Raw genomic sequence first — 22,781 nt, 5'->3', positions numbered from 1 at the left:
CGATGGCCGAAGACCGCAACCGCCGCCGCTTCACCGACCCGCGCGCGGCAGCCGAGGCGGCCTTCCGGGCCGCCACGAGCCCGAAGACGGCCGCTCCGCCGCCGCAAGCCGCGCCGCGGCCGGCAACGGTCCCGGGCTCCCGGGAAGTGGTGAGCCTGCGCCTCGACAGCGCCGTGCTCGCGCATTTCCAGAAGGACGGCCCTGGCTGGCAGGATCGCATCAACGAGGCGCTCAAGGCCCTCGTCCCGGCGGCCGAGGCCTGAGACCTCCCGCGCGGGGAACGCTGTCGCGCCTGGGACCGATGCTCAGACCGGCTTCGGCCGCTCGCGCAAGATCCGGTTCACCGCCCGGTCGAGGGCGGACAGGAAGGCCGACCGGTCGGCGCGCGAGAACGGTTTCGGCCCGCCCGTGATCGTCCCGGCCTCGCGCAACGATTGCATCAAGTCGCGCGTCGCGAGGGCGAGACCGATCCCGGCCTCGCTGAACGGCTTCCCAGTGAACGCCAGGACCGTGGCGCCGGCCTTCACGCAGCGCGCGGCCAGCGGAACGTCGGCGGTGAGGACGATGCTCCCGGGTCCGGCCCGCGCGGCGATCCAGTCGTCGGCGGCGTCGAGTTCCGGGCCGACGACCACGCGCTCGATCCAGGGCTCGCGCGGCAGGTTCAGCACGCTGTTGGCGACGACGTGGACGGTCAGGCCGTAGCGCTCGGCGACCCGGTAGGTCTCGTCCTTGACCGGGCAGGCATCGGCGTCGAGGTAGATCGGCGGGCGCGCCGGCGCGTCGCTCATGGCCGGGGCACCAGCTTCGAGGTGAAACCCGCCAGGATCAGGAGCACGCCCAGGGCGAACTGGCCGTGCTCGATATCGCCGCCCACCGACCGAACGACGGCGCGGCCGAAGACCGCGAGCCCGATCAGCGGCAGCCCGAAGCGCAGCGCCATCTTCACGGCGATCAGGGTGTTCGCCCGCGCGGTGCTCGCCCCGGCCATCAGCGGGCGACCGCGGCGCGGCGCGGCGCCAGATCCGCCACGGGCGCGGTCTCGGCGGGTCCGCGCTCGAGCGTCGCCACCGACAGCGGCGCGCCGCGGCCGCGGAGCGCGTGGGCGCCGAGGGACCGTGCCCGGACGCCGGCCGGAAGGCGCGGGAGGCGGTTGAGCAGATCCTGCGAGATCAGGATGCCGACGCCCAGCGGGCGGCACAGGGCCTCGATCCGCGACGTCACGTTCACGGCGTCGCCGAAATACGCGATCTTGTGGCGGTCGACCCCGACTTCGGCCGTGACCACCGAGCCGCCGTGCAGCGCCGCCCGGAGCCGCGGGACCGTCCCGAACCGGGCGGTCCAGGCCGCGGCGTCGGCCTCGATCCGGTCGAGCACCTCGAACACGCAGGTGACGCAGCGCGCGTCCTTCAGGCCGCGGGCCATCGGCCACGTCACCATGGCGAGATCGCCGATATAGTCGTCCACCGAGCCGCCGTTGCGCCGCACCGGCTCGGCGAGCGTGGCGAACACGGCGCTGAGATATTCCTGGGCGCGCAGGTCGCCGTGGGTCTCCGCGAAGGCCGTGGAGCCGACCACGTCGAGGAACAGGAAGACCCGCTCCTCCGCCACCGGCTTGTGGTAGCGGCCGATCATGAAGTTCACGAACACCTCGCCGCCGATCAGGTCGCGCATCCGTATGACGAAGACCAGCAGGCCCGACACGGCGAGGGCGTAGGCGAGCACCCGCGCGGTCATGCGGGTCGCGGTCGTGAGGTCGTCCGGTGTCAGGGCGAACGCCCAGACGAGCAGGCCGCCCAGGGCGTTGCCCGCCATGATCATCAGGACATAGGCGAGTTCCGCGGCCAGCACGTAGAGCCAGGCCGGCAGCCGCCGGATCTTCGCCTGCAGGCCGGCCAGGATCAGCCCGCGGTCGAAGGCCAGCACCGTGGCGCCCATGCAGAGGCCGTAGGTGAACCCGGCGAGCGGCGAGGCGCCGGCCGCGAAGATGATGTTGTAGAGCAACCCCGCGCCGGCCGCCGCCAGCAGGATCAGACCCCAGAATATCCGGTGGGCCGGCAGCATCGAGGCATCTCCAGCATGGCCAGCCGACGGACCGTGCGCGGGTCCGGGCGTCGCGTGGCCCTGCGCGGCGGCACTGCGCGGGGCGGCGCAGACTCGGCGAGCCCGCGCCGCCGGACTTCGGGCATGGGCCTAAAGTTTAGCGCCGCGGGAGGCCGCATGCCATTGCTCAACGCCCCAAGATGGCGCGAGTAAGGCGTGCCGGGTTGTTGCGCGGCCGAGCCGTGATACGCCGGCGGCCCGGGACTCGACCGGACCGCCGCCAGCAACCCCCTGTGACAGCGAAGAGGGAGCGCTGCCATGTACGCCAGGAGCTTCGGCGCGACGCGCGTCTCTGTGCCGGTTATCGGCCAGGGCACGTGGCACATCGACAGTTCGGACCGGACGGACGCGGTCCGGGCGCTGCGGGCCGGGATCGACGCCGGCATGACCCATATCGACACCGCGGAGATGTACGGGGACGCCGAGGCGATCGTCGCCGCCGCCGTCGCGGATTGCCGCGAGGAGGTGTTCCTCGTCTCCAAGGTGGTGCCGGGCAACGCGACGCGCCGGGGCGTCGCGCGGGCCTGTGAGGCGTCGCTCCAGCGTCTGCGGACGGACCGGCTGGACTGCTACCTGCTGCACTGGCCGGGCCAGCACCCGCTCGAGGAGACGATCGCGGGCTTCGAGGATCTGCGCCGGGCCGGCAAGATCCTGTCCTGGGGCGTCAGCAACTTCGACGTCGAGGATCTCGATCGCGTCCGGGCCATCGCGGGGCCGGACCGGATCGCCTGCAATCAGGTCCTCTACCACCTGAACGAGCGGGCCATCGAGCACGCCGTGCTGCCCTGGTGCGAGAAGCACGGCGTCGCCATGGTGGGCTACTCGCCCTTCGGCAGCGGCGACTTCCCCGATCCGGCCAGCGCGGGCGGCCGCGTCCTGGCGGGCATCGCGCAGAACCACGGCACGACGCCCTACGCGGTGGCCCTCGCCTACCTGACCCGGCTGCCGGGCACGTTCACGATCCCCAAGACCGGTCGCCCGGACCGGGCCGTCGAGAATGCCGGCGCGGCGGACCTGCACCTGGGCGCGGCCGAGATCGCCCTGATCGACGCGCATTTCCCGCGCGGACCGCGGCCCCGGATGCTGCCGATGCTGTGAGCGGCGGGGCCGCTCAGGCCCGCAGCGCCAGGGCCACGGGATCCGCCGGCGCGGCGGCGCGGACACGGTTGCGCCCGGCCTTCTTGGCCGCGTAGAGGGCCGCGTCGGCCGCCGTGAACAGCCCTTCGGGCGGATCGCCGCCGGCCGGGTCGGCACAGGCGACGCCGATGCTCACCGTCGCGATGCCCCCGACCTCCGGGGCGTGGGGGATGCGGAGGTTCACCACGGCCCGGCGGACGCGCTCCGCCGCGACGCTGGCGGCCGTCGCGTCGACGCCCGGCAACAGGGCGACGAACTCCTCGCCGCCGATCCGGAAGCTCAGCCCGGCGGTATCGAGGGTGCGTTGCAGGCACTCCGCCACCGCCTTCAGCGCCTCGTCGCCGCGCTGGTGACCGAAGCGGTCGTTGAACTGCTTGAAGTGGTCGGCATCGACGATCAACAGCGCCAGGGGCGTCCGCAGCTGTGCGGCCCGCTTCCACTCCACGGCGAAGTGCTCGTCGTAGCTGCGCCGGTTCGGCAGGCCCGTCAGGCCGTCGGTCCGCGCGAGCACGGCGAGCGCGGCGTTGGCCTCGCGGCTGGAGGCCTCCGCGGCCACGTGGCGCCCGACCTCCCGGTGCAGCAGGATCGTCAGGCCGAAGGCGAGGAGGCAGAGGCACAGGATCAGGACGGCGACGATCGCCGCCTTGTAGATCCAGACGCTGCGGATGCTGTCGACGTCCGTCGCCACGGTCACGATCAGCGGCAGGTCGTCGAGGTCGGCGAAGCTGTAGACCCGCTCGACGCCGTCGAGGAACGAGCGTCCCTGGAACTCGCCGCGCGGCTTGGCCCGGTACATCTTGTAGCCGGGGCTCGCGCTGATGTTCTGGCCGAGCGCCTCCGGCCGTGCCGGCGCCCGGATCAGCAGCGTCCCATCCCGGTGGAAGACGTTCAGAGCGATGCCGTCGTCGAAATGCAGGCGCTCGAACAGCGCCTGAAAATGCGCGAGCCTGATCGATCCCGACACGATCCCGGCGAATGAGCCGTCGGGCGTCCGGATCCGCCGGGTCATGCGGATGATGGGCTCACCGGTCATGAGAGATACGGTCGGCCCGGACAGGATCAGGCCGCCTTCGGGATTCGACCGATGGAACTCGAATTCCGGCAGCGTGCGCATGTTGGGCCGGGTCTGCACGCCGGGATCGCTCGTCAGCCGGACGTCGCCGGCCGCGTCCGTGACGGCAATCGGACCGAGGCCGGAGCCCGCCACAGCCGTGTCGAACAGCGCCAGGCGCCGAATATCCGGGTCCAGGGCCGCGATGTCGGCGCGGCTCGCGAGCCGTGCGGAGTTCCGCAGCGAGAGGTCGTAGACCCGCAGGCTGTGGCCGACGCCCTCCTCGATCACCGCCAGGAGATTCCCGGCGTTGCGGCGGGCGTTGTGCCAAGCGACGTCCCGCAGATCCAGGCAGAGATAGACGCCGAGCAGCGCGAGGCAGAGCAGCAGGCATGTGCCGGCCGCCGCGATCAGGCGCGAGGCGCGATCGTCCAGGTGAGCTCTGATCGCTGTAGCGGTCGCGCGCAGGAGCATGGGCTCGATCGGGCTGCCACGAACCGCGCCATTGCGGTTGACGGGCTTACTGTTCACCCGATCTTACGTCCACGAAGATTGAAAAAGCGGTTATTGGCGGCACTAAGAAGCGCTGAATCACCGCTAATACAAATACAGGCCGCCGCGGCTGTCAGTCCCGCCTCGACGCGGTCGCCTTGGGCCGGAGCCCGGGCGTAGTCGCGCGGATGCGCGACGGCGCACGCCGCGGGCCGCCTCTCGCCCGCGACGCGCGCGCCGTCGCCTGGTCCCGACGAACGCGGAGACCGCGGAGTGTCAGTCACCGATGCCGAACAGCTTCTCGATGAAGTTGCGGTCGTCCTTCGGGGCGCGCCGCGACGGCGCGGCCTGGCGCGGCGCCGGGGCCTCCGGCTCGCCGAGGATCTGGCCCAGGAGCCCGCCCGGGCCCGCCGGGGCGGCACTCGCCACCGAGGCGGTCGTTTCCGGCTGGCGGCGCCAGCGGTTGAGGCCCGGGAGCGGGACCGGCGTCTGCCCCTTCAGGGCCTGGGTCATATAGGTCTTCCAGATCTCCGCCGGCAGGTTGCCGCCGGTGACCTTCTTGGTGAGCTCGCCGTCGTCGTTGCCGAGCCAGACGCCGGTCACGAGGCTGCCCGAGAAGCCCATGAACCACGCGTCGCGGTAATCCTGGGTGGTGCCGCTCTTGCCCGCGAGGTCCCAGCCGGGGATGTCGGCCTTCTTGCCGGTGCCGCTGACGAAGGTCTCGTGCATCATGGCGTTCATCATGCCGTCGGCGTTGGCGTCGATGACCCGGCCCAGACCGTTGTCGGAGCGCTTGTAGAGGACCTTCCCGTCCTGGCTCTTCACGGCGGTGACCACGTAGGGGATCACGCCGATGCCGCCGTTGGCGAAGGCCCCGTAGGCGCCGACCATCTCCAGGAGCGTGACCTCGGACGTGCCGAGGGCGATAGAGCCGTTGGCCTGGAGCGGCGAGGTGATGCCGAGCCGCTGGGCGGTCTGGACCACGGTCTTCGGCCCGACCTCCTGGCCGAGGCGCACCGCGACGGTGTTGAGCGACTGGGCGAGCGCTGTCCGCAGGGTGACGGGACCCTCGTAGCGGTGGGAGTAGTTCTCCGGCGCCCAGTTGCCGATCCGGATCGGCGCGTCCTCCCGGACCGTGTCGGGCGTGGCGCCGTGCTCCACGGCCGCGAGGTAAACGAAGGGCTTGAACGAGGAGCCGGGCTGACGCTTGGCGGTCGTGGCCCGGTTGAACTGGCTCTGCGCGTAGTCGCGGCCGCCGATCAGGGCGCGGATGGCGCCGTCCGGCCGCATCGAGACCAGCGCCCCCTGGCTGACGTTGTAGCGCGTGCCCTTGGCGTTGAGCTCGTCGGTGAGCGCCTTCTCGGCGGCCGCCTGGAGGCTCGGATCGACCGTGGTCTGGACTGTGATGTCGGTGTCGAACTTGCCGACGTAATCGTCGAGCACGTCCATCACGAGGTCGGCGACGTAGTTGGCCGACCCGCCGCCGCGGGCGTTGGCGGGCCTCGCCGGCTGGGCGAGTGCCACCTTGACGTCCTGCCCCGACGCGAAGCCCAGCTCCTGCATGGCGGCGAGCACCTGCGCGGCGCGGGCCTGGGCGGCCGGGAGGTTGCGGTTCGGGGCAAGGCGCGAGGGCGCCTGCACGAGGCCGCCGAGCATCGCGGCCTGCGCGAGGCTCACCTCCTTGGCGGGCTTGCCGAAATAGCGCTGCGCCGCCGCCTCGACACCGTAGGCGCCGGCGCCGAAATAGACGCGGTTCAGGTAGAGTTCGAGGATCTCGTCCTTCGTGTACTTGTGCTCGAGCCAGAGCGCGAGGATCGCCTCCTGGATCTTGCGCGAGGCCGAGCGCTCCGGGGTCAGGAACAGGTTCTTGGCGAGCTGCTGGGTGAGGGTCGAGCCGCCCTGCGCCACACCGCGCCGGGTCAGGTTCTGGCCGATGGCCCGCATGATGCCGACCGGGTCGACGCCGAAATGCTGGTAGAAGCGCCGATCCTCGATCGCCACGAAGGCGCGCGGCAGGTAGGGCGGCAGCTCCTTGATCGACACGACGCGGCCGCCGGTCTCGCCGCGGTTGGCGAGCAGGGAGCCGTCGCTCGCCAGGATCGCGATGTTGGGCGGACGCTTCGGCACCGCGAGCTGGTCGATCGGCGGCAGCTGCGAGGCGTGGTAAGCGATGAGCCCCGCGAGCCCGATCACCCCCCAGAGGCCGAGGACGACGCAGCCGTAGACGATGCGGCCGAGCCAGGAACGCCGGCGTCGGCCGCGACCCGAGGCCTTCGCCCGCCCCGTTGTCCGCGCCGGCGCCTTGTTCGGCTGCCGCGCTCCGCCGCCCGATCGCTTCGCCACGCCGTCTCCTGCCCCGGGGCGGTCCTCACGGGTCAGGCGCAGGTCGAGTTCGCCGCGATCCCGCGCGCGCCCTTCGGGCACGTCGAAGTTCGGCTCAATCCTGCCCCGACCCTTGGCCATGCATCCCGTTCTCGAATGTTCCGCCGCGATGCGCGACCGTCAGGCACGCCGCAGGACGGTTTCCGCACGCCAAATGCGGCGGTTTCGCGCCCCGTCCGGCAACGACACCGGGGCCGGCACCGCCGGCGATCCTTGTCGAAACCGTTTGTGACCGCTTCGCGGTACGGTGCGGAAAAAGGCTGGCCAATCCGTTAAGGACCGCGCCGGACGGTCGGGATCGAGCCCGGCCACCGCGTGCCGGGAGGACGCCGCCCTAGCGCGCGGCGCCCTGAAGCTCGCCGGTGCTCGCCAGGATCGTCTCCTACAGCGCGGTCGCCGCCGCGTGGTGGCGACCCGGGCCGAGCACGACGAACTCGACCGCGCCGAGCGGCGGCAGGCCGGCCGCCTCGGAGATCGCGGCGAGGCCCGGCGGCAGGATCTTGGCCGAGTGCGGCGCGATGCCCAGGCCCGCCTCGACGGCGGCCCGCAGCCCCATCAGGCTTCCGCTGGTGCAGGCCACCCGCCAGGACCGGCCCACCGCCTCGAGGGCGTCGAGCGCCAAGGTGCGGGTCATCGACGGTGGCGGGTAGAGCACAAGGGGCAAGGGCTTGGCTCGATCCGGCACGAGGCCGGGCCGGCCCGTCCAGATCAGATCCTCCGCCCAGGCCAAGGTCCCGCGCGGGTCGCCGCGCCGCCGCTTGCAGAAGATCACGTCGAGCTCGCCCGCATCGTAGCCCTGGTAGAGGGCGCGGCTCAGCCCGACCGTGATCTGCAGATCGACCGCGTCGTGCCGATCGGCGAAGCGGGCCAGGACCTGTGCCAGGGTCGACAGGGTGTAGTCCTCGGAGACGCCGAGCCGGATACGGCCGCGCAGGCCTTCCGGCGAGAAGAAGGCGCGCAGCCGATCCTGCGCGTCCACCACGTCGCGGGCGAAGCCGATCATGGCCTGACCGTCCGGCGTGGGCGCGACCCGGTGGGTGTCCCGCGTCAGGAGCGCGCGACCGAGCGCCTGCTCGAGCCGGGCGATGTGCCCGCTCACCGTGGATTGCCGCAGACCGAGAGCCTGCGCCGCGGCGGTGAAGCTGCGGCTCTCGATGACGGCCAGGAACGAGCGCAGGAGCTCGATGTTCGGGTTGCCTATCATGAGTCACGATAACCGATATCGGTAACCTGCGGGCGCCGCGCAGCGTTAGGGTTCGGGACAACCCCGTCCCAGAGCCGCGCCGCGAAGCCTTGCCCGATGACCGCACCCGTTATCGTGACCACGCTGTTCGTCGGCGGCCTCATGGCGATCCCGACGCTCGGGAAATGGGCGACGCAGGTCACAGAGGTGCTCGCCTCCCTGCTGGCGATCGCCACCGTGCTGGTCGCGATCCTGTATCTCTGCGATCGCTGGCCCGACTACTTCGCCAATCCGCGGATGCCGGTCGGCCTGACGGCGACGCCCTTCGCCGACTGAGACGATGACCCGTCCCGCGCGAGCTCGGAGACCGGGGACCGGTCCCTTCGCCGGCGCCGCCCTGGCATTCGTCGCCGGCTTCGTCGACGCGGCGGCCTTCATCGCCCTGACCGGACTCTTCACCGCTCACGTCACCGGCAACTTCGTCCTGATCGGCGCCGAGTTAGTGGCGAGCTCCAGCGGCGTGGTTGCCAAGCTCCTGGCGCTGCCCGTCTTCGTCGGAGCGGTGGCGGGAGCTCGAATCCTGGCCCTGGCGCTGGAGCGGCGGGCTTTCGACCCCCTGCCCTGCCTCCTCGCCGTCGAGGTGACCCTGCTCGCGGGATTCGGGTTGTGTGGCACCGTCTGGTCGCCCCTCGGCGGAGCGGACAGTGCCGCTTCCATCGCCGTCGGCATGCTCGCGGTCGCGGCCATGGGGTTACAGAACGCCATCGGCCGCCTGTCTCTCGGCCATCTCGCCCCCACGACGGTCATGACGGTGAGCGTCAGCCAGGCCGTCATCGACGCGACCGACCTCGTCCTGGGACGCGGCCCACAGCGCGATCAGACCCGGGAGAGGTTCCTGCGCGTGCTCCTGGCGATCGCGGCCTTCGCCGCGGGCGCGCTGTTCGGCGCCTTCGGGATCGCCCATCTCGCCTTCGGCAGCATCGTCCTGCCGCTCGGCGTTCTGACGGCCCTGATCGTCCTGGCCGCGGCGCCAGGAGACGCCGGCGCCGGGCCGTGAGGAGCCGCGCCGCGCGGCGCTCGGGCGGCGCTCGGGCGGCGACCGCCATCACCGCTCGGCCGGCGGTTCGGGCGATGGCTTACCCAGCACCCGTCGCGCCTCGGCGAGCAGCACGGGATGGCGGGCCGCCTGCGGACCGGAATCCGGCGTCTCGCGGCCGAGCCGGGCGATGCGCGCCCCGAACAGGCGCCGGCGCAGACCGAACCGGCGGACGCTCATCAGCAGCGCCTGAAGCACGAGGCGGACGGCCTCGGTCCGCTCGCGCTCCTCCACGATCGCCGCCGCGAGAGCGGCCTCGCGCCGGAGCGCGGCCTCGAGCTCCTCCCGGACGGCGGCGCGGGCCGCCTCGTCCTTGCGCGCCGCGTCGAGCTGGATCCGGCATTCTTGGAGCGCGCTGAGCAGCAGAAGCTCCTGCGCGGACGCATCCCTCATCAAGGCCTCCCGGGGCGCCGTCTCCCGTCCGACGACGGGGCGTTCCGCCCGATCACCGTCGCGCCGGCCGCGGACCGGCCCGCGCGCATCCTGGTGCGACGCCATAGCGAGCGCGGCCGCTGGCCGGAAGCCGCCGACCGGATTATTCGGCACCCGCACCGCAAACCACGGGGGAATCGGGGACGTGCAGATTCGGATCGCTCTGGCCTTCGGGGCCATCACGCTGGGAGGCGGCGCGCTGGCACCCGCCCCGGCCCAGGCCTACCAGCTCGACACGGTGAACCTGGTCGGCTGCGCGCAGGAGGGCGGCGTCTGCCGGATGCCCTATCCCACCAACGTCTATTACGGCGTGCCCGGCCGGACGAACGGCCGGCCGTTCCCGCAGGGCGGCGTCGTGCCCTGCAACACCCAGACCTTCGGCGATCCGGCGCCGGGCCAGGCGAAGAGCTGCTGGTACGCCCCGCGGATCAACGCGGGCGGCGGTGGGGGCTACGGCGGCGGAGGCTACGGCGGTGGCGGCGGGGGTGCCTACGGCGGCGGGGGCGGCTACCGAAATGACGGCTACGACGACCGGCGCGACGCCTACCGCGACCGCCGCGACTACGACCGCCCGCCGCCGCGCCGCTCCTACGACGACGATTACGGGCCGGGGCCACGCCGCTACCGGGGTGATCCCGACGAGTACTGATCTCGGTCGAGCAGGGCAGGCACGGGAACGTATTTGCCCTGTTAACCGCGATCCGGCATCGTCCGGCTCCGCGGAGCCACGAGACGGGACGGAGGAGCTGATGACGGAGAATCGCCGCGGCACCTTCCGGAAGAACGCCTTCACGTTCGGCGCCGTGCTGCTCGACGGCGGCGAGGTGAGCTGCCTGGTCTGGGACGCCACCGACGTCGGCGCGCAGATCGAGGTCGAGGACGATCAGGCCGTGCCGGACCGCTTCGCGCTTCGTGTCAGCACGGGCACCGAACCGCGCCCGGCCACCGTGGCGTGGCGGCGCAGCCGGCGGATCGGTATCGCCTTCGACGGCTGAGGTCCCTCAGGTCGCCTGCAGGGCCGGGCTCGGCTTAGGCCCGGACCCGGCCAGCCGGAACAGGCGCGGCCGGACGAACAGCAGGTCGAGCGCCGTCCCGCGGACCAGCCGCTCCAGCACCAGCGGCAGGATCACCGCCGTCGCCATGACGGTCAGGCTCGCGAGGCCGATATCGGTGATCGCGCCGGTGCGCACGAGGATCTCCCGCGTCGCCGCCATCGGCAGCGAGAAGGCCAGGTAGATCACGATCGAGCGCTGGCCGCAGGTCCGGACCGCCTCGGCGGCCGGACCGCCGGCGCGGCCGATGAGAGCCGCCGCCACCACGATCGCGAGGGCTCCGGCCCCGCCGAGGGCGAGGCTCACCAGCGGCAGGCTGGCGAGGGTCGGATGATCCGGCAGGCCCGACGGGGTCAGCGCGAGCCAGCCTTCCAGGACCGCCCAGGCCGCCAAACCGCAGAGTGCGAGTGGGACGCGGCGGCGCGCCGCGTCGGCGAGCGCGAAGATCCGCCCGGCGAAGAGGTAGCCCGCGACGAAGTAGACGTAGCGGGCGCAGAACTCCTCGATCAGGGTCGACTCGCTGCGGATGTCGGCGATCTGCAGCAGGGCGGCGCCGGCGAGGAGCACGCCGCCGGGCACGCGGCGCAGGGCCTTGGTGACCACCGAGAACACCGCGAGCAGGTAAATGAACCAGAGGCTGGAATAGGGCTCGATCAGCGCGTGGGCGAGATGCGCCGCGAAGGCCGCGGGGCCGGCATCGCCGACGATCTTGCCGTACTTGGCGACCGACTGGATCACCAGCCAGAGCAGGTAGAAATAGGCGAAGTGGACCACCCGGCGGTCGGAGAACAGGCGCCAGTCGCGGTCGATCACCCGTCCCACGAACAGGCCGGAGAGCAGGAAGAAGTCCGGGATCCGGAACGGCTTCGCGAAGGCGACGACCGGGTGGAGGAAGCCCTCGCCGCCCATGGCCTCGCCGGTGCCGATGACCGAATGCATCATGACGACCAGGAGGATGCAGATCCCCTTGGCGATATCGACCCAGGCGAGCCGATCCCCCGTATCACCCACCCCGGCCATCGTCCCAACCCTCGCGATCGGGGCGATCCTGGACCGGTTCGGGTTGACGGCAAGGAACGGGGCGGCGGCCACCTGCGGATGTGACGAACGCCCGGTAAACGCCGGCCGGGCAGGTGTCAGATCTTGCGGCGCGCCGACTTCCGCTCGCGGGTCATGCGCGTGGCGGCGTGGAAATCGTCGGGCTTGCCGCGGACCCAGACGAGGAAGCGCGCGATCTCCGGATCGGCGCGCAAGGCCTCGACGTCGGCGAGGCGCTTGGCGATCTCCGCCTCGCTGTAGCGGGCGTGGATCGCCGAGTGGCAGATCTGGTGCAGCCGGACCGTGCCGCGATGGGTCCCGCCCTTCAGCTTCGGCGTGAGGTGATGGAGGCTGGAGCGGGCGTGGCGCGGGATCGGGCGCTCGCAGAGGGGGCAGACCGGGTCCGGCGGGCCCGGGACGCCCGGCGCGTCCGGATCCTCGGCGCTCCAGCGCTGCGAGCGCCGTCCGACCACGCGAGCCTCCCTCTCCTACCCCTGCTGATCCACCGGTTGCGGGCAGGCCGCTGCGAGCGCCGTCCGACCACGCGAGCCTCCCTCTCCTACCCCTGCTGATCCACCGGTTGCGGGCAGGCCGGACCGACGCTCTGTCCGAACAGCGCCTCGGCCTCGCGATCCCGGCTCCCCAGGATGGAGACGTGGTCCCCGGGGATCACGTCGATCCGCGCCCGCTGGCCGGCCGCCTCGGCGAGGTTCCGCGCCAGCTTGGCCGGCACCACCGTGTCGTCGCGGCCCTGCACGATCAGCACGGGCGCCGACCCGTCGCGGATGCGCAGATCCGAGCGGTACGTGTCGCGCAGGAGCCAGATCGGGGCTAGCGGGACATGCAGCCGCACGGTGTGGGTCATCGAGTCGAACGGCGCCTCCAGGTACAGGCCGATCGTCGGCACCCGTTCGGCGACGGCCACGGCCACGGCGGCCCCGAGGGAGTGTCCGTGGAGGAGGATCGGCGCGTCGGGCGCCCGCGCCCGCGCGGCCTCGACGGCCGCCAGCCCGTCGCGGATCAGCCCGTCCTCGCTGGGGCTGCCGGTGGAGCCGGGATAGCCGCGATAGGCCACAGTGAGCACGCCCCAGCCGCGCGCCCGCCAGGGCTCCGCGGCGAAGCGGGCCGCGTGCGGCTCGGGGCGGGACCCGTTGCCGTGGAAGCTCACGACGACGCCGCAGCCCGGCCGCGGAGGCCGCCACAGGCCGTGCAGGGTCTCGCCGTCGGGGGTCGCGACCGTGATCGTCGCGAGGCCCGGCGGGATCGTCCACGGGTTCTGCGGCCCGAAGGCGCCCGGATAGAGGAACCGGCGCTGCCCGAGCGCGAGCGCGGCGCAGGCCAGCCCGCAGAGGAGGAGCGCGGCGAGCAGGAGGCCGGCGATGAGGCGCATTGCGGTGCGATTAAGTACCGGAGGACGCGTGCGTTCGGACGAACGGTTTCGGGGATGTGTTTTCTAGGGCGGCCGGTCAGCATTGACAAAGCGGCCCGCGGGCCCGAGTCTGGAACCATTCCGAGGGGGGCCCTGAAGAGGGCTGAGATTGGGCACGCTGCCCTGACCCTTGAACCTGATCCGGCTCATACCGGCGGAGGGACGGGAACCTGCGGTCGCATCTCGCGCGACCTCATCTCATCTCGGCCATCGCGTGGACCGGACCGCTCCAGCACGAGGAGAGGCCCACGATGAACGCACCCGTTCTCCCGAAGGACGTGAAAGGCAGCCCCGAGACCGTGACCACGGGTCCGGTCACTGGATCGCGCAAGGCGTACGCGAACCCGGCCGGGCGGCCGGACATCCGCGTTCCCTATCGCGAGATCGTCCTCTCCGATCCGAAGGAGGAGCCGGTGCGGGTCTACGACCCGTCGGGCCCCTACACCGAGACCGATGCCCGCATCGACCTCAACGCCGGCCTTCCCGGCGTGCGCGAGCCCTGGGTCGCGGCCCGCGGTTACGCGGCCGTCGCGCCGCGGGCGGTGAAGCCCGAGGATAACGCCTTCGCGGGCGACAAGCTCGTGGCCCCCTGCCCCGCCGAGCGGACCATCCGCAAGGCGGCCCCGGGCCAGATGGTGACCCAGTACGAGTTCGCCCGCGCGGGGATCATCACCGAGGAGATGATCTACGTCGCCCATCGCGAGAACGTCTGCCGCGAGGCCATGCTCGCGGGCGCCGAGGCCGCGCTCGCGGACGGCCAGAGCTTCGGGGCCTCGGTCCCGCCCTTCATCACCCCGGAATTCGTGCGCGATGAGATCGCCCGCGGCCGGGCGATCATCCCGGCCAACATCAACCACACCGAGCTGGAGCCGATGGCGATCGGCCGGAACTTCCTGGTCAAGATCAACGCCAACATCGGCAACTCCGCCGTGACCTCCTCGGCCGCCGACGAGGTCGAGAAGCTCGTCTGGTCGATCCGCTGGGGCGCCGACACGGTCATGGACCTGTCCACCGGCCGCAACATCCACAACATCCGCTCGTGGATCATCCGCAACAGCCCGGTCCCGATCGGCACAGTGCCGATCTACCAGGCGCTGGAGAAGGTCGGCGGCGACCCGCTCAAGCTCGACTGGGAGGTCTTCAAGGACACGCTGATCGAGCAGGCCGAGCAGGGCATCGACTACTTCACGATCCATGCCGGCGTGCGGCTCGCCCACGTGCCGCTGACCGCCCGGCGCGTCACCGGCATCGTCTCCCGCGGAGGCTCGATCATGGCGCGCTGGTGCCTGGCCGGGCACCGGGAATCGTTCCTCTACGAGCGGTTCGACGAGATCTGCGACATCATGCGGGCCTACGACGTCTCGTTCTCCCTGGGCGACGGCCTGCGCCCGGGCTCGATCGCCGACGCCAACGACGCCGCGCAGTTCGGCGAGCTGGAGACGCTCGGCGAGCTGACCAAGGTCGCCTGGGACAAGGGCTGCCAGGTGATGATCGAAGGCCCCGGCCACGTGCCGATGCACAAGATCAAGGTCAACATGGAGAAGCAGCTGAAGGAGTGCGGCGAGGCGCCGTTCTACACCCTCGGCCCGCTGACCACCGACATCGCCCCGGGCTACGATCACATCACCTCGGGCATCGGCGCCGCCATGATCGGCTGGTTCGGCACCGCGATGCTCTGCTACGTCACCCCGAAGGAGCATCTCGGCCTGCCGGACCGGGACGACGTGAAGACCGGCGTCATCACTTACAAGATCGCCGCCCACGCCGCCGACCTCGCCAAGGGGCATCCCGCCGCGCAGCTCCGGGACGACGCGCTCAGCCGCGCCCGGTTCGACTTCCGCTGGGAGGACCAGTTCAACCTGGGCCTCGATCCGGATACCGCCCGGCGCTTCCACGACGAGACCCTGCCGAAGGACGCCCACAAGGTCGCGCATTTCTGCTCGATGTGCGGGCCGAAATTCTGCTCGATGAAGATCACGCAGGACCTGCGCGCCGAGGTGCTGGCGATGGAGGAGGCCGGCGAGGTCGTGGGCGCGGCGCCCGCGATGTCGAAGGCCGAGGCCGAGGCCGGCATGCGGGCGAAGTCGCAGGAATTCCTGGCCGAGGGCGGCAAGCTCTACGTCGACGCCGCCGAGTGAGACGGCGGCGCGCCCGGTCCGCTCAGGATTCGGGCGCGCCGCAGCGCAGCCCCGTCGTTCCGCCGTACGGGGCCTCGATATCGAGAATGTCGCCCGGGCGGGCGCCGTAGGCATCGTGCAGCGCCGCGAGCATCAGATCCGCGGCGATGCCCATGTCGGGCGGCGATCCCAGCTCCACGAGGCGCGCGAAGTTCTCCGCCGGGTCCGCCTGGACGTATCCGAGCGCCGCCAGCGCCTGCCGTGCCGTCGCATCCAGCCGCAGGCGCCTTCGGCCGGGTGGTCCGTAGGCGCCCGACGCGGCCTCGCAGAACATCCGCGTATCCCGATCCTGGAAGATGCACTGGACGTAGCGCTGCGCCTGTCCGTGCGGCGCCACGACGATGAAGCGGTCGCGCGAGACGTCGACCGGCCCGCGCCTGTGGATGGCGTCGAGCCGCTCCGCGACGGCGCAGCGGTGCTCGCGGATGAACGGCGCGCGCGTACCCGGATCGCCAGCCGCGGCCGGCGCGGCGAGCGCGGGACTCGTCGCCAAGACGAGCATCGCCGAGATCCTGTACATCGCGTGCTCCACGCTGCGCGGGGCGGGCCGCGGTCCCGTCGCGGGAAGACGAACCGGCTGGGCGCCGAGTCGACCCAGGAGAAAATTCAGCACAGATTTGTGTCGCCCCGGTAACGCGATGTTCATCGCATCTCCGATCCCGCCGCATCATCCGGTGGACCGGCGATCGCCATTAAGGAACGATTAGGCAGGACCGCGCCTCAATCCTTCGATCACAGGATCGCAGGAGACCGGCGATGGAGATCCGAACGCTGACATCCACGACGCCGGGGCCGCAGGGCCTCGACGCGCTCGGAGCGACGGCCGCCGCCGCCGTGACCCAGCAGGCGCCCGAGCCCGAGACTTCCGCCAAGCCGCTCGAGCCCGCGGTGAAGCTCGACATCGGCACGAACGGCGGCAAGGCGCGGTACATCCAGGATCCGGACACCAGCTCGATCGTGTTCCAAGTGGTCGATCCGTCGTCCGGCAACGTGATCGACCAGCTCCCGAGCGAGACCGCCCTGCGCAATCGCGCCTACGATTCCGCCCGCAGCACGCAGGGTTCGCAGAGCGGCAGCCTCTCCCGCGTCGCCTGAGCGGAGTCGCTCAGGCGCGCAGCCGGCGGACCGAGTCATCGACCGGCGGCGCGGTCAGGCCGAACTGCGCCAGCGACAGGATCTCCACCGGCGCGTCCCGCCGCGCGACGAGCACGCTGTTCTCGGCGACCGTCGTCCAAGTGCCGTGGTCCCGGTCGAGCGGCTCCGAGGCGACGACCACGCCGCCCTCCGAAGCGCGGTAGTAGAGCGAGTTCGCCTTGTCGTTCGCGGCGTAGCGGAACGCGTAGAGATCGCGCCCGTCGGCCAGCGCCGCGGTGAACCGGAACGGATGCGGCCCGGCGAGATCCGTGAGGCGCGCGAGCGCGCGCGCCGTCGCCTCGACAGGATCGCGGCGCGGCCCCGGTCCCATCAGGCCGCAGCCCAGCAGCCCGAGGAAGATCGCCTCGGAATCGGTGGTCCCCGCGCGCGACGGGTACAGCTCGTCCGGGATCAGCGCCTCGACCGGGCGCCGCAGGCGGCTCCAGTCGCCGATATAGCCGTTGTGCATGAACAGCCACGGACCGCAGGCGAAGGGATGGCAGTTCGGCCGGGTGATCGGCGTGCCGGTCGCGGCGCGCACGTGCGCGAAGAACAGGTGCGAGTGCAGGTGCCGGCACAGGTAGCGCAGGTTGTCGTCCGACCAGGCGGGCTGGACCTCGCGGTACCGGCCGGGCTCCGGGTGATCGCCGTACCAGCCGAGCCCGAACCCGTCGCCGTTGGTCGCCGCGGTCGATTCGAGCGCCGCGATGCTCTGCGAGACGAGGCTGTGGGACGGCTCGGTGACGTAGTGCTCCAGCGGGATGGTGCGTCCCGCATAGGCGATCCAGCGGCACATCGACGGGCTTCTCCGGGTGTCTGTCGACCGGCTGATCCGGGACGATCGTGGACAAAGCGCGGCACCTTGAGCGCGCGGTCGATCACGATCCGTCGCGAAAGGCGTGCCGCGGCCCGTCTCAGACGCCGTGCGTCTGGAGCCAGCTCTCCATGAGGGCCACCTGCCAGAGCTTCGAGTTGCCCTTGGGCGTCAGCGTGCCGTCGGGATCGGCGAGCAGATGATCGACGTAGGCGCGGTTGAAGATGCCACGCGCGCGCGCCTCGGGCCGGTCCAGCACGTCGCGGACGTAGTCGAGGAACGGGCCGCGGATGTGCTTCAGCGCCGGAACGGGGAAATACCCCTTCTCGCGGTCGATCACCTCGGCCGGGACGATCGTCCGCGCGGCCTCCTTGAGGATGTACTTGCCGCCGTCCCGGACCTTGAGCTCCGCCGGGATGCGGGCCGCCAGCTCGACGAGGTCGTGGTCGAGGAACGGCACCCGCGCCTCGAGGCCGCAGGCCATCGTCATGTTGTCGACCCGCTTGACCGGATCGTCGACCATCATGACCTCCTGGTCGAGTTGCAGAGTCTTGTCGATGGCGCTGTCGCTCCGCGAGTTCGCGAAGAAGGTCGCGATGTAGTCGGTGCTGTGATCGCCGCCGACCATGTCGGGCGTCAGGGCCTCCCGCATCTCGGCATGGTCGCGGTCGAAATACGCTTTCGCGTAGTCGGCGACCGGGTCCGTCGAGCCCATCAGCTTCGGATACCAGTGATAGCCGCCGAACACTTCGTCGGCGCCTTGCCCGCTCTGGATCACCGTCACGTGCCTGGCGACCTCCTGCGAGAGCAGGAGGAAGGCCACCGCGTCGTGGCTCATCTGCGGCTCCGACATCGCCGCGATGGCCGCGGGCAGCGCCTCCAGCGTCCGGGTGCCGTCGACCGCGAGCTTCGTGTGGTCGGTGGCGAAGGTCTCGGCGATGATGTCCGAGTACTTGAACTCGTCGCCTTCGACGCCGTTGACCGCGTCGAAGCCCACCGAGAAGGTCTTGAGGCCGCGCTGGCCACCGCGCGCCAGCAGGGCCACCAGCAGCGAGCTGTCCAGGCCGCCCGAGAGGAGAACCCCCGTCGGGACGTCGGCGACCTGCCGGCGCTCGACCGCGGTGCCGAGGGCGTCGAGGACGGCCTCGCGCCAGTCCGCCTCGGTCCGGCCACGGTCGGCCGCGCGGGGGCCGATCGCCAGGGTCCAGTAGGTCGACGCGTGCCGCGTCCCGTCCCGCTCGATCATCAGGATCGTCGCCGGTGGCAGCTTGCGCACGCCCTTGAGGATGGTGAGCGGGGCCGGGACGCCCGCGTGCCAGCTCATGTAGTGGTGGAGCGCGACCGGATCGACCGCGGTATCGACGTCTCCGGCGGCGAGCAGGGCCGGGAGCGACGAGGCGAAGCGGAAGCGGCCCTTCGTCTCGCTGTAATAGAGCGGCTTCACGCCGAGCCGGTCGCGCGCCAGCACGACTCGCCCGGAATCCCGCTCCAGGATCGCGAAGGCGAACATGCCGGCGAAGCGCTCGACGCAGGCAGGTCCCCAGGCGTGGAAGGCCTTGAGCACCACTTCGGTGTCGCTCGTCGAGAAGAACGCGTAGCCCTTCGCCTCGAGTTCGGCGCGCAGCGCGCGGAAATTGTAGATGCAGCCGTTGAACACGATCGCGAGCCCGAGGGCGGGATCGATCATGGGCTGCTGCCCGGCCTCGGACAGGTCGATGATCTTGAGCCTGCGATGGCCGAAAACGACCCGGCCGGAACCGAAGAGCCCCGCTGCGTCGGGCCCGCGCGGCCGCAGAGATCCCATCATCGCGTCGACGGCGGCGGGGTCCGCCGGCCGGTCGAAGCAGATCTCGCCGCAGATTCCGCACATGGTGTCAGCAGGGTCTCGGTCCGGCGCCACGCGCGCTTCGTCGAGCGAAACGGCCCGCGCGCCGCGGCGTTCCGCCGTTCCGCCGTTCCGCCGGGACGGCGCGCCGAGCTCACGCGGGGCCGCCCGGGGATGCCGACCGGGGGATGCCGGACCCGTTTGACGCCGTCGCCGTCGAACTGCTAGACCATAGCTGTACATGAGCGCACGGCGCTGTTCGGAGTTCGCGCTCCGCGACAGGCCGTATCCGTGCCGACCATGTCGGCGGGCGTAGTTCAGTGGTAGAACGTCAGCTTCCCAAGCTGAATGTCGTCGGTTCGATCCCGATCGCCCGCTCCAAGTCTCCCAGATACTTAGCCTGTGGACGGCGCCCCTCCCGAGAGGTGGATGCCAGTTCGATACCAGCCGTGGCCGCAGCGGCAGGCTGGTATCCACCCCCCAATGATTCGTCCGGACCGGCCTGTGACACGCCGCCCGATCCACCCGCTCGGGTGGTTTCGCCCTGCTCCATGCGAAATCCACCCGCTCAGGTGAATTCCGCCGCTCGGCCTAATTCTCCACCCGCCACGCGCCATTCCGCCGCTCGCCCGAAAATGCGAAGGGCCCCCCGGTGCGCGCCGGGAGGCCCTCGATGTCGCGGCAATCCCCCGCGACGGGGGCGCGGCCGCCGTGCCCGGGGACCGCGCGGCCAGCGTGCGTGATGCGGATCGATTCGTCACCCGCCGTTGACGAATCCCCAGGCCAGGCAATCATCGGTCTATCGGACGTTTAGCTCAGCGGTAGAGCGGCGCGTTGTCTGCGCGATGGCCGCGGGTTCGATCCCCGCAACGTCCGCCATCCTCCACATTGCCGGCGCCGGTGCGAGCTGCCAGCCTCCTGGCATGAGTAAGTCCGTCCGATACCCCTTGGAAGACGGCCCCGGAGCCGGGCACTACGTTGACGTGACCGTGAGGGTCATGGTCGGCACCCGCCGCAGCACGGTCCTTGTCGAGCGCCAGGGCGAGCCCGCCTGCCTGTACGAGGTTCGCGAGCACGGTCACGAGACCGACGGCTTGGGTGACGCCGTCGAGGCGGCCGTGCGGGAGGGGCTGGCGGGGAAGTCAAGGCGCGGCACAGGTTAACGCCTGTGATGGTGAACGATTTCGCGGCGTCCCACACAGGGGACCAGAATAGTCAGTCCGGCCGATTTTTGCCCTGATGACCTCTATATAGGTCACTCGACGGGCCTGTTTAGGAGATCGCGTTAACCTCTAGTGACGGTCAGTTAACCGCGTCGGACGGTGGGGGATGTCTCACGCCAGCGCAGGGGTGCCGGGCCGGCTTTAGCCTATTGGGGCCGTGTCGACGCGGTTTAGACCGGTCATCGAGATCACCGCCCTGTAGTCGGACAGGCGGCCCATCGTGGTCGTAGCCGGGTCCATGATCGTCCCGTCGGCTAGCATGACGACCAAATGCGACCCGGGGCCGCCGGCGTCGACGGTGCAGACGTGGATGGGGGCCCACGGTGCCAGCGGCCAGACCGGCCGCGGCCGCTGCGTGACCTGGTCGATCCTGAACACGTGCTGCAGGGCGTACCCGCCCCGGATCAGGAGCTCGCCCAAGGAGTCGTGCGTGAACCCGTGGCCGGGCTCGCCGACGGCCGCCCGCATGTCGGCGTAGGTCCGGTCGAGGAGCATCGCGACGCACGCGATGGCGCAGCCGTAGCGATCCTCTTGGCGGACGGGATCCATCGGTGCCGCCATCGATACCCTCCGCGATCAGGGGCGTTGCGCGTGAAGGGCCGCGAATGCCCGGTTGAGGCTGTCCAATCGACCAGCCAGACCGCGGCCCACGTGCCACCCGCCGCAATACTGGCATCTGTAAGGAGTGACCTCCTTACCGGACCGCGCCATGTACTTCGCGTGAGCGACCGCTCCGCCGACGTCGGCGTGTCTGATCTTTCCCTCGCAGGCTCGACGGCGGCCCATGTCAGAGTTCCCCCCTCACGATCTGCCCGATCAGCGACGACAGAAGGAAGGCGCTGACATTGACCCTGCCCGCTGCCTGCTCGGCCGCCCGGATCAGCGGGAAGAAGTCCTTCCGGTCGCGGGTCCGCGCCACGAGATCGGGGTTCCCTTCGACGGTGGCACGGGCCACGGCTTCATGGCCGGCATGATCGAGGAAACCCGGCGGGCGCGGCTCCAGGCGGCGCTTGGCGACGGCCTCCCTGAAGCGCGCCTTGTCCTCGGCCAGTCCCATAGATCCCTCCCTCAGCTGTAGTAGCGCGAGAAGGGCAGGTCCCGGCTCTTGAGCGCCGCGGCCGCGATGGCCTTGGCGTGAGCGTGCCCGTCGACGACGGCCTGCAAGGCGGCCTCGTGCAGCCAGTCCTCGCAGATGTGGTCGGCGCCGAACGACAGCTTGAAATCGCCCAGGGCCGCCACGAAGGCGTCGACTGACTCCACGGTCAGCGGTGGCCGCTCCTCTGTCTCGATCCAGGCGACGACGTGCCCGGAACGCGGCCAGGCCTCGCCCTCGACCGTGATGCCTTCGCCGTCCTCGTCGACCAAGCCCCGGGCGAACAGGACCGGCTCCTCGCTCATGCTGTTGCCCTGGTAGAAGTAGGCCCACACTGGTCGGTCGGTCGGGATGCCAGTGGGGCCGGAACGCCAGCGTGGCCGGGTACGGTAGGCATCCAACGCCTTCACGGCGCAGGCACGGCAGCGGCGGGACCGCTTGTCGCCGGTGAAGACCTCGTGGCAGTCCCGGCACCCGCCCATGTATTTGCCGGGTGCCCAACCGAACGGGATCAGGTCCGCGACCGTATGGCCGTCGTCGGGGATGGGCTCGTCGATAGCCCGCTGGAGCTTCGAGGCGACGGCTTCAGCCACGGGATCCCCCCATCATCAGGTCAACGGCCCGGCCCCACGCCAGGGCGAAATGCCAGGCGTGGACGTACGCGGCGGTGCAGGCGGTCATCGTCTCGGCGAGCAGGGCCTCGGTCATCCGAAGCTCCCGACGGCCGGGAGGTCGCCATCCCGGGTGCGGGCAGACCGGCGACGCAGGATGTTGGGATGATCGACGTAGGCGTTGAGGGCGTTGAGCACGGACAGCTGCGGCCCCCCATGGATCAGGCCATCCATGAAGGCCTTGTTCATCTGGGTGCCGTCCGGGAGATCGTGGTTCTTCAGGAGATCCTCTAGGCTGTGGAGGCGATGGCCGCGGCGGGGCTTTGCCCGTTTCCGCGCCTCGGCTTGCATGGCGGCGAAGCGCTCCTGCCATCCCGGCTGCATCACCATGATCAGGACCTCCCTTGGTTCGTGGCGGCCGCGATCTTCGGCCCCTCGGTGCGGAGCCACATGGCAGCCGCCGCAATCAGATTGTTGACCTGGTGGTCGTCGGTCTCCATCGCGGACCGGGA

At 71.0% G+C, this 22,781-nt stretch carries 27 protein-coding genes, 2 tRNA genes and 1 riboswitch; of the genes, 11 read left to right on the top strand and 18 right to left on the bottom strand.

Going from position 1 to position 22,781, the window contains the following annotated elements:
• The first annotated feature begins 2 nt into the window (after positions 1 to 2).
• Positions 3 to 263: a BrnA antitoxin family protein gene (locus tag ACLBX8_RS14620; RefSeq protein ID WP_056527989.1), complete on the top strand. Its 261-nt coding sequence runs from the start codon at positions 3 to 5 to the stop codon at positions 261 to 263.
• A 42-nt stretch (positions 264 to 305) separates the two neighbouring features.
• Here ACLBX8_RS14620 and ACLBX8_RS14615 read toward each other — a convergent pair whose 3' ends face one another.
• The 3 genes from ACLBX8_RS14615 to ACLBX8_RS14605 are packed head-to-tail and all read right to left on the bottom strand — an operon-like array spanning position 306 to position 2,061.
• Positions 306 to 788, bottom strand: a complete 483-nt coding sequence (locus ACLBX8_RS14615) for a YaiI/YqxD family protein (protein ID WP_091978859.1) — start codon at positions 786 to 788, stop codon at positions 306 to 308.
• Positions 785 to 988: a hypothetical protein gene (locus ACLBX8_RS14610; RefSeq protein WP_447698907.1), complete on the bottom strand. Its 204-nt coding sequence runs from the start codon at positions 986 to 988 to the stop codon at positions 785 to 787. Before ACLBX8_RS14610 ends, ACLBX8_RS14615 begins: the two co-directional genes overlap by 4 nt.
• The gene (locus ACLBX8_RS14605) at positions 988 to 2,061 is read right to left on the bottom strand and encodes an adenylate/guanylate cyclase domain-containing protein (RefSeq protein ID WP_056527981.1); all 1,074 of its coding nucleotides are present in this window, start codon (positions 2,059 to 2,061) and stop codon (positions 988 to 990) included. Before ACLBX8_RS14605 ends, ACLBX8_RS14610 begins: the two co-directional genes overlap by 1 nt.
• Positions 2,062 to 2,358: 297 nt before the next feature.
• On the opposite strand from ACLBX8_RS14605, the gene ACLBX8_RS14600 reads away from it, so the two are divergent.
• Positions 2,359 to 3,198: an aldo/keto reductase gene (locus ACLBX8_RS14600; RefSeq protein ID WP_056527978.1), complete on the top strand. Its 840-nt coding sequence runs from the start codon at positions 2,359 to 2,361 to the stop codon at positions 3,196 to 3,198.
• A gap of 13 nt (positions 3,199 to 3,211) precedes the next feature.
• Here the strand turns inward: ACLBX8_RS14600 and ACLBX8_RS14595 are convergent, their stop codons facing one another.
• The 3 genes from ACLBX8_RS14595 to ACLBX8_RS14585 all read right to left on the bottom strand — a co-directional run bounded on the left by ACLBX8_RS14595 (position 3,212) and on the right by ACLBX8_RS14585 (position 8,366).
• Complete coding sequence (locus tag ACLBX8_RS14595) at positions 3,212 to 4,762, bottom strand: diguanylate cyclase (protein ID WP_447715413.1); 1,551 nt, start codon at positions 4,760 to 4,762, stop codon at positions 3,212 to 3,214.
• 294 nt (positions 4,763 to 5,056) lie between these two features.
• Positions 5,057 to 7,243, bottom strand: a complete 2,187-nt coding sequence (locus tag ACLBX8_RS14590) for a transglycosylase domain-containing protein (RefSeq protein ID WP_447698909.1) — start codon at positions 7,241 to 7,243, stop codon at positions 5,057 to 5,059.
• Between the two features lie 301 nt (positions 7,244 to 7,544).
• Positions 7,545 to 8,366 (bottom strand): LysR family transcriptional regulator, encoded by an 822-nt coding sequence (locus ACLBX8_RS14585; RefSeq protein ID WP_447715412.1) that lies wholly within the window; start codon positions 8,364 to 8,366, stop codon positions 7,545 to 7,547.
• Positions 8,367 to 8,462: 96 nt separating this feature from the next.
• On the opposite strand from ACLBX8_RS14585, the gene ACLBX8_RS14580 reads away from it, so the two are divergent.
• Positions 8,463 to 8,681, top strand: coding sequence for a hypothetical protein (locus tag ACLBX8_RS14580; RefSeq protein ID WP_447698911.1), 219 nt, complete (start codon positions 8,463 to 8,465; stop codon positions 8,679 to 8,681).
• Positions 8,682 to 8,685: 4 nt separating this feature from the next.
• Positions 8,686 to 9,402, top strand: coding sequence for a YoaK family protein (locus ACLBX8_RS14575; protein ID WP_447698912.1), 717 nt, complete (start codon positions 8,686 to 8,688; stop codon positions 9,400 to 9,402).
• Positions 9,403 to 9,450: 48 nt separating this feature from the next.
• Here ACLBX8_RS14575 and ACLBX8_RS14570 read toward each other — a convergent pair whose 3' ends face one another.
• Positions 9,451 to 9,834 (bottom strand): hypothetical protein, encoded by a 384-nt coding sequence (locus ACLBX8_RS14570; protein WP_026604872.1) that lies wholly within the window; start codon positions 9,832 to 9,834, stop codon positions 9,451 to 9,453.
• Between the two features lie 184 nt (positions 9,835 to 10,018).
• On the opposite strand from ACLBX8_RS14570, the gene ACLBX8_RS14565 reads away from it, so the two are divergent.
• The gene (locus ACLBX8_RS14565) at positions 10,019 to 10,522 is read left to right on the top strand and encodes a hypothetical protein (protein ID WP_091680853.1); all 504 of its coding nucleotides are present in this window, start codon (positions 10,019 to 10,021) and stop codon (positions 10,520 to 10,522) included.
• Positions 10,523 to 10,622: 100 nt separating this feature from the next.
• Positions 10,623 to 10,868 (top strand): hypothetical protein, encoded by a 246-nt coding sequence (locus tag ACLBX8_RS14560; RefSeq protein ID WP_020092823.1) that lies wholly within the window; start codon positions 10,623 to 10,625, stop codon positions 10,866 to 10,868.
• A gap of 6 nt (positions 10,869 to 10,874) precedes the next feature.
• Here the strand turns inward: ACLBX8_RS14560 and ACLBX8_RS14555 are convergent, their stop codons facing one another.
• The 3 genes from ACLBX8_RS14555 to ACLBX8_RS14545 form a co-directional block, all read right to left on the bottom strand.
• On the bottom strand, positions 10,875 to 11,945 hold the full coding sequence (locus tag ACLBX8_RS14555; RefSeq protein WP_447698913.1) for an acyltransferase family protein: 1,071 nt from the start codon (positions 11,943 to 11,945) through the stop codon (positions 10,875 to 10,877).
• A gap of 116 nt (positions 11,946 to 12,061) precedes the next feature.
• Positions 12,062 to 12,436 carry a restriction endonuclease gene (locus tag ACLBX8_RS14550; RefSeq protein ID WP_447698914.1) on the bottom strand — a complete coding sequence of 125 codons (375 nt, stop codon included), beginning with the start codon at positions 12,434 to 12,436 and terminating at the stop codon, positions 12,062 to 12,064.
• Between the two features lie 86 nt (positions 12,437 to 12,522).
• The gene (locus ACLBX8_RS14545) at positions 12,523 to 13,353 is read right to left on the bottom strand and encodes an alpha/beta hydrolase (RefSeq protein WP_447698915.1); all 831 of its coding nucleotides are present in this window, start codon (positions 13,351 to 13,353) and stop codon (positions 12,523 to 12,525) included.
• A 113-nt stretch (positions 13,354 to 13,466) separates the two neighbouring features.
• Positions 13,467 to 13,572: riboswitch (TPP riboswitch) on the top strand.
• A 71-nt stretch (positions 13,573 to 13,643) separates the two neighbouring features.
• Between ACLBX8_RS14545 and thiC the strand changes: the two genes are divergently transcribed.
• The gene (thiC, locus tag ACLBX8_RS14540) at positions 13,644 to 15,530 is read left to right on the top strand and encodes a phosphomethylpyrimidine synthase ThiC (protein ID WP_447715411.1); all 1,887 of its coding nucleotides are present in this window, start codon (positions 13,644 to 13,646) and stop codon (positions 15,528 to 15,530) included.
• A 22-nt stretch (positions 15,531 to 15,552) separates the two neighbouring features.
• On the opposite strand, the gene ACLBX8_RS14535 is transcribed toward thiC, so the two are convergent.
• Complete coding sequence (locus ACLBX8_RS14535) at positions 15,553 to 16,089, bottom strand: TY-Chap domain-containing protein (RefSeq protein ID WP_447715410.1); 537 nt, start codon at positions 16,087 to 16,089, stop codon at positions 15,553 to 15,555.
• Positions 16,090 to 16,325: 236 nt separating this feature from the next.
• Here ACLBX8_RS14535 and ACLBX8_RS14530 point away from each other — a divergent pair, with 236 nt between their 5' ends.
• Complete coding sequence (locus ACLBX8_RS14530; protein WP_020092829.1) at positions 16,326 to 16,664, top strand: flagellar protein FlaG; 339 nt, start codon at positions 16,326 to 16,328, stop codon at positions 16,662 to 16,664.
• A gap of 10 nt (positions 16,665 to 16,674) precedes the next feature.
• On the opposite strand, the gene ACLBX8_RS14525 is transcribed toward ACLBX8_RS14530, so the two are convergent.
• Together ACLBX8_RS14525 and ACLBX8_RS14520 are read right to left on the bottom strand one after the other, a co-directional pair.
• Positions 16,675 to 17,499, bottom strand: a complete 825-nt coding sequence (locus ACLBX8_RS14525; protein WP_447698917.1) for a class II glutamine amidotransferase — start codon at positions 17,497 to 17,499, stop codon at positions 16,675 to 16,677.
• Positions 17,500 to 17,617: 118 nt separating this feature from the next.
• Positions 17,618 to 19,387: an N-acetylglutaminylglutamine amidotransferase gene (locus ACLBX8_RS14520; RefSeq protein WP_447698918.1), complete on the bottom strand. Its 1,770-nt coding sequence runs from the start codon at positions 19,385 to 19,387 to the stop codon at positions 17,618 to 17,620.
• A 261-nt stretch (positions 19,388 to 19,648) separates the two neighbouring features.
• Between ACLBX8_RS14520 and ACLBX8_RS14515 the strand changes: the two genes are divergently transcribed.
• The 3 genes from ACLBX8_RS14515 to ACLBX8_RS14505 all read left to right on the top strand — a co-directional run bounded on the left by ACLBX8_RS14515 (position 19,649) and on the right by ACLBX8_RS14505 (position 20,505).
• Positions 19,649 to 19,723, top strand: a tRNA-Gly gene (locus tag ACLBX8_RS14515).
• Positions 19,724 to 20,146: 423 nt separating this feature from the next.
• Positions 20,147 to 20,221 (top strand) — tRNA-Asp (locus ACLBX8_RS14510).
• A gap of 104 nt (positions 20,222 to 20,325) precedes the next feature.
• On the top strand, positions 20,326 to 20,505 hold the full coding sequence (locus ACLBX8_RS14505; RefSeq protein WP_447715409.1) for a hypothetical protein: 180 nt from the start codon (positions 20,326 to 20,328) through the stop codon (positions 20,503 to 20,505).
• 201 nt (positions 20,506 to 20,706) lie between these two features.
• Here the strand turns inward: ACLBX8_RS14505 and ACLBX8_RS14500 are convergent, their stop codons facing one another.
• The 5 genes from ACLBX8_RS14500 to ACLBX8_RS14480 form a co-directional block, all read right to left on the bottom strand.
• Positions 20,707 to 21,126, bottom strand: coding sequence for a hypothetical protein (locus ACLBX8_RS14500; RefSeq protein WP_447715408.1), 420 nt, complete (start codon positions 21,124 to 21,126; stop codon positions 20,707 to 20,709).
• 226 nt (positions 21,127 to 21,352) lie between these two features.
• Entirely contained in the window at positions 21,353 to 21,622 is a 270-nt protein-coding gene (locus ACLBX8_RS14495; RefSeq protein ID WP_447715407.1) for a hypothetical protein, read from the bottom strand.
• An 11-nt stretch (positions 21,623 to 21,633) separates the two neighbouring features.
• The gene (locus tag ACLBX8_RS14490) at positions 21,634 to 22,251 is read right to left on the bottom strand and encodes a hypothetical protein (protein ID WP_447715406.1); all 618 of its coding nucleotides are present in this window, start codon (positions 22,249 to 22,251) and stop codon (positions 21,634 to 21,636) included.
• Positions 22,244 to 22,366: a hypothetical protein gene (locus tag ACLBX8_RS14485; protein ID WP_447715405.1), complete on the bottom strand. Its 123-nt coding sequence runs from the start codon at positions 22,364 to 22,366 to the stop codon at positions 22,244 to 22,246. Before ACLBX8_RS14485 ends, ACLBX8_RS14490 begins: the two co-directional genes overlap by 8 nt.
• Positions 22,363 to 22,659, bottom strand: a complete 297-nt coding sequence (locus ACLBX8_RS14480) for a hypothetical protein (RefSeq protein WP_447715404.1) — start codon at positions 22,657 to 22,659, stop codon at positions 22,363 to 22,365. Before ACLBX8_RS14480 ends, ACLBX8_RS14485 begins: the two co-directional genes overlap by 4 nt.
• Between the last annotated feature and the right edge of the window lie 122 nt (positions 22,660 to 22,781).

It is taken from the genome of Methylobacterium sp. D48H, from assembly GCF_053345715.1.
The sequence above is the reverse complement of the archived record's forward strand: the minus strand, read 5'-3'. Positions and strand labels throughout refer to the sequence as shown.

Bases quoted from the DNA above. Each gene is read 5' to 3' on its own strand.
- ACLBX8_RS14620 (WP_056527989.1), top strand. From the start codon at position 3: ATGGCCGAAGACCGCAACCGCCGCCGCTTCACCGACCCGCGCGCGGCA.
- ACLBX8_RS14615 (WP_091978859.1), bottom strand. From the start codon at position 788: ATGAGCGACGCGCCGGCGCGCCCGCCGATCTACCTCGACGCCGATGCC.
- ACLBX8_RS14610 (WP_447698907.1), bottom strand. From the start codon at position 988: ATGGCCGGGGCGAGCACCGCGCGGGCGAACACCCTGATCGCCGTGAAG.
- ACLBX8_RS14605 (WP_056527981.1), bottom strand. From the start codon at position 2,061: ATGCTGCCGGCCCACCGGATATTCTGGGGTCTGATCCTGCTGGCGGCG.
- ACLBX8_RS14600 (WP_056527978.1), top strand. From the start codon at position 2,359: ATGTACGCCAGGAGCTTCGGCGCGACGCGCGTCTCTGTGCCGGTTATC.
- ACLBX8_RS14595 (WP_447715413.1), bottom strand. From the start codon at position 4,762: ATGCTCCTGCGCGCGACCGCTACAGCGATCAGAGCTCACCTGGACGAT.
- ACLBX8_RS14590 (WP_447698909.1), bottom strand. From the start codon at position 7,243: ATGGCCAAGGGTCGGGGCAGGATTGAGCCGAACTTCGACGTGCCCGAA.
- ACLBX8_RS14585 (WP_447715412.1), bottom strand. From the start codon at position 8,366: ATGATAGGCAACCCGAACATCGAGCTCCTGCGCTCGTTCCTGGCCGTC.
- ACLBX8_RS14580 (WP_447698911.1), top strand. From the start codon at position 8,463: ATGACCGCACCCGTTATCGTGACCACGCTGTTCGTCGGCGGCCTCATG.
- ACLBX8_RS14575 (WP_447698912.1), top strand. From the start codon at position 8,686: ATGACCCGTCCCGCGCGAGCTCGGAGACCGGGGACCGGTCCCTTCGCC.
- ACLBX8_RS14570 (WP_026604872.1), bottom strand. From the start codon at position 9,834: ATGAGGGATGCGTCCGCGCAGGAGCTTCTGCTGCTCAGCGCGCTCCAA.
- ACLBX8_RS14560 (WP_020092823.1), top strand. From the start codon at position 10,623: ATGACGGAGAATCGCCGCGGCACCTTCCGGAAGAACGCCTTCACGTTC.
- ACLBX8_RS14555 (WP_447698913.1), bottom strand. From the start codon at position 11,945: ATGGCCGGGGTGGGTGATACGGGGGATCGGCTCGCCTGGGTCGATATC.
- ACLBX8_RS14545 (WP_447698915.1), bottom strand. From the start codon at position 13,353: ATGCGCCTCATCGCCGGCCTCCTGCTCGCCGCGCTCCTCCTCTGCGGG.
- thiC (WP_447715411.1), top strand. From the start codon at position 13,644: ATGAACGCACCCGTTCTCCCGAAGGACGTGAAAGGCAGCCCCGAGACC.
- ACLBX8_RS14535 (WP_447715410.1), bottom strand. From the start codon at position 16,089: ATGTACAGGATCTCGGCGATGCTCGTCTTGGCGACGAGTCCCGCGCTC.
- ACLBX8_RS14530 (WP_020092829.1), top strand. From the start codon at position 16,326: ATGGAGATCCGAACGCTGACATCCACGACGCCGGGGCCGCAGGGCCTC.
- ACLBX8_RS14525 (WP_447698917.1), bottom strand. From the start codon at position 17,499: ATGTGCCGCTGGATCGCCTATGCGGGACGCACCATCCCGCTGGAGCAC.
- ACLBX8_RS14520 (WP_447698918.1), bottom strand. From the start codon at position 19,387: ATGTGCGGAATCTGCGGCGAGATCTGCTTCGACCGGCCGGCGGACCCC.
- ACLBX8_RS14500 (WP_447715408.1), bottom strand. From the start codon at position 21,126: ATGGCGGCACCGATGGATCCCGTCCGCCAAGAGGATCGCTACGGCTGC.
- ACLBX8_RS14495 (WP_447715407.1), bottom strand. From the start codon at position 21,622: ATGGGACTGGCCGAGGACAAGGCGCGCTTCAGGGAGGCCGTCGCCAAG.
- ACLBX8_RS14485 (WP_447715405.1), bottom strand. From the start codon at position 22,366: ATGACCGAGGCCCTGCTCGCCGAGACGATGACCGCCTGCACCGCCGCG.
- ACLBX8_RS14480 (WP_447715404.1), bottom strand. From the start codon at position 22,659: ATGGTGATGCAGCCGGGATGGCAGGAGCGCTTCGCCGCCATGCAAGCC.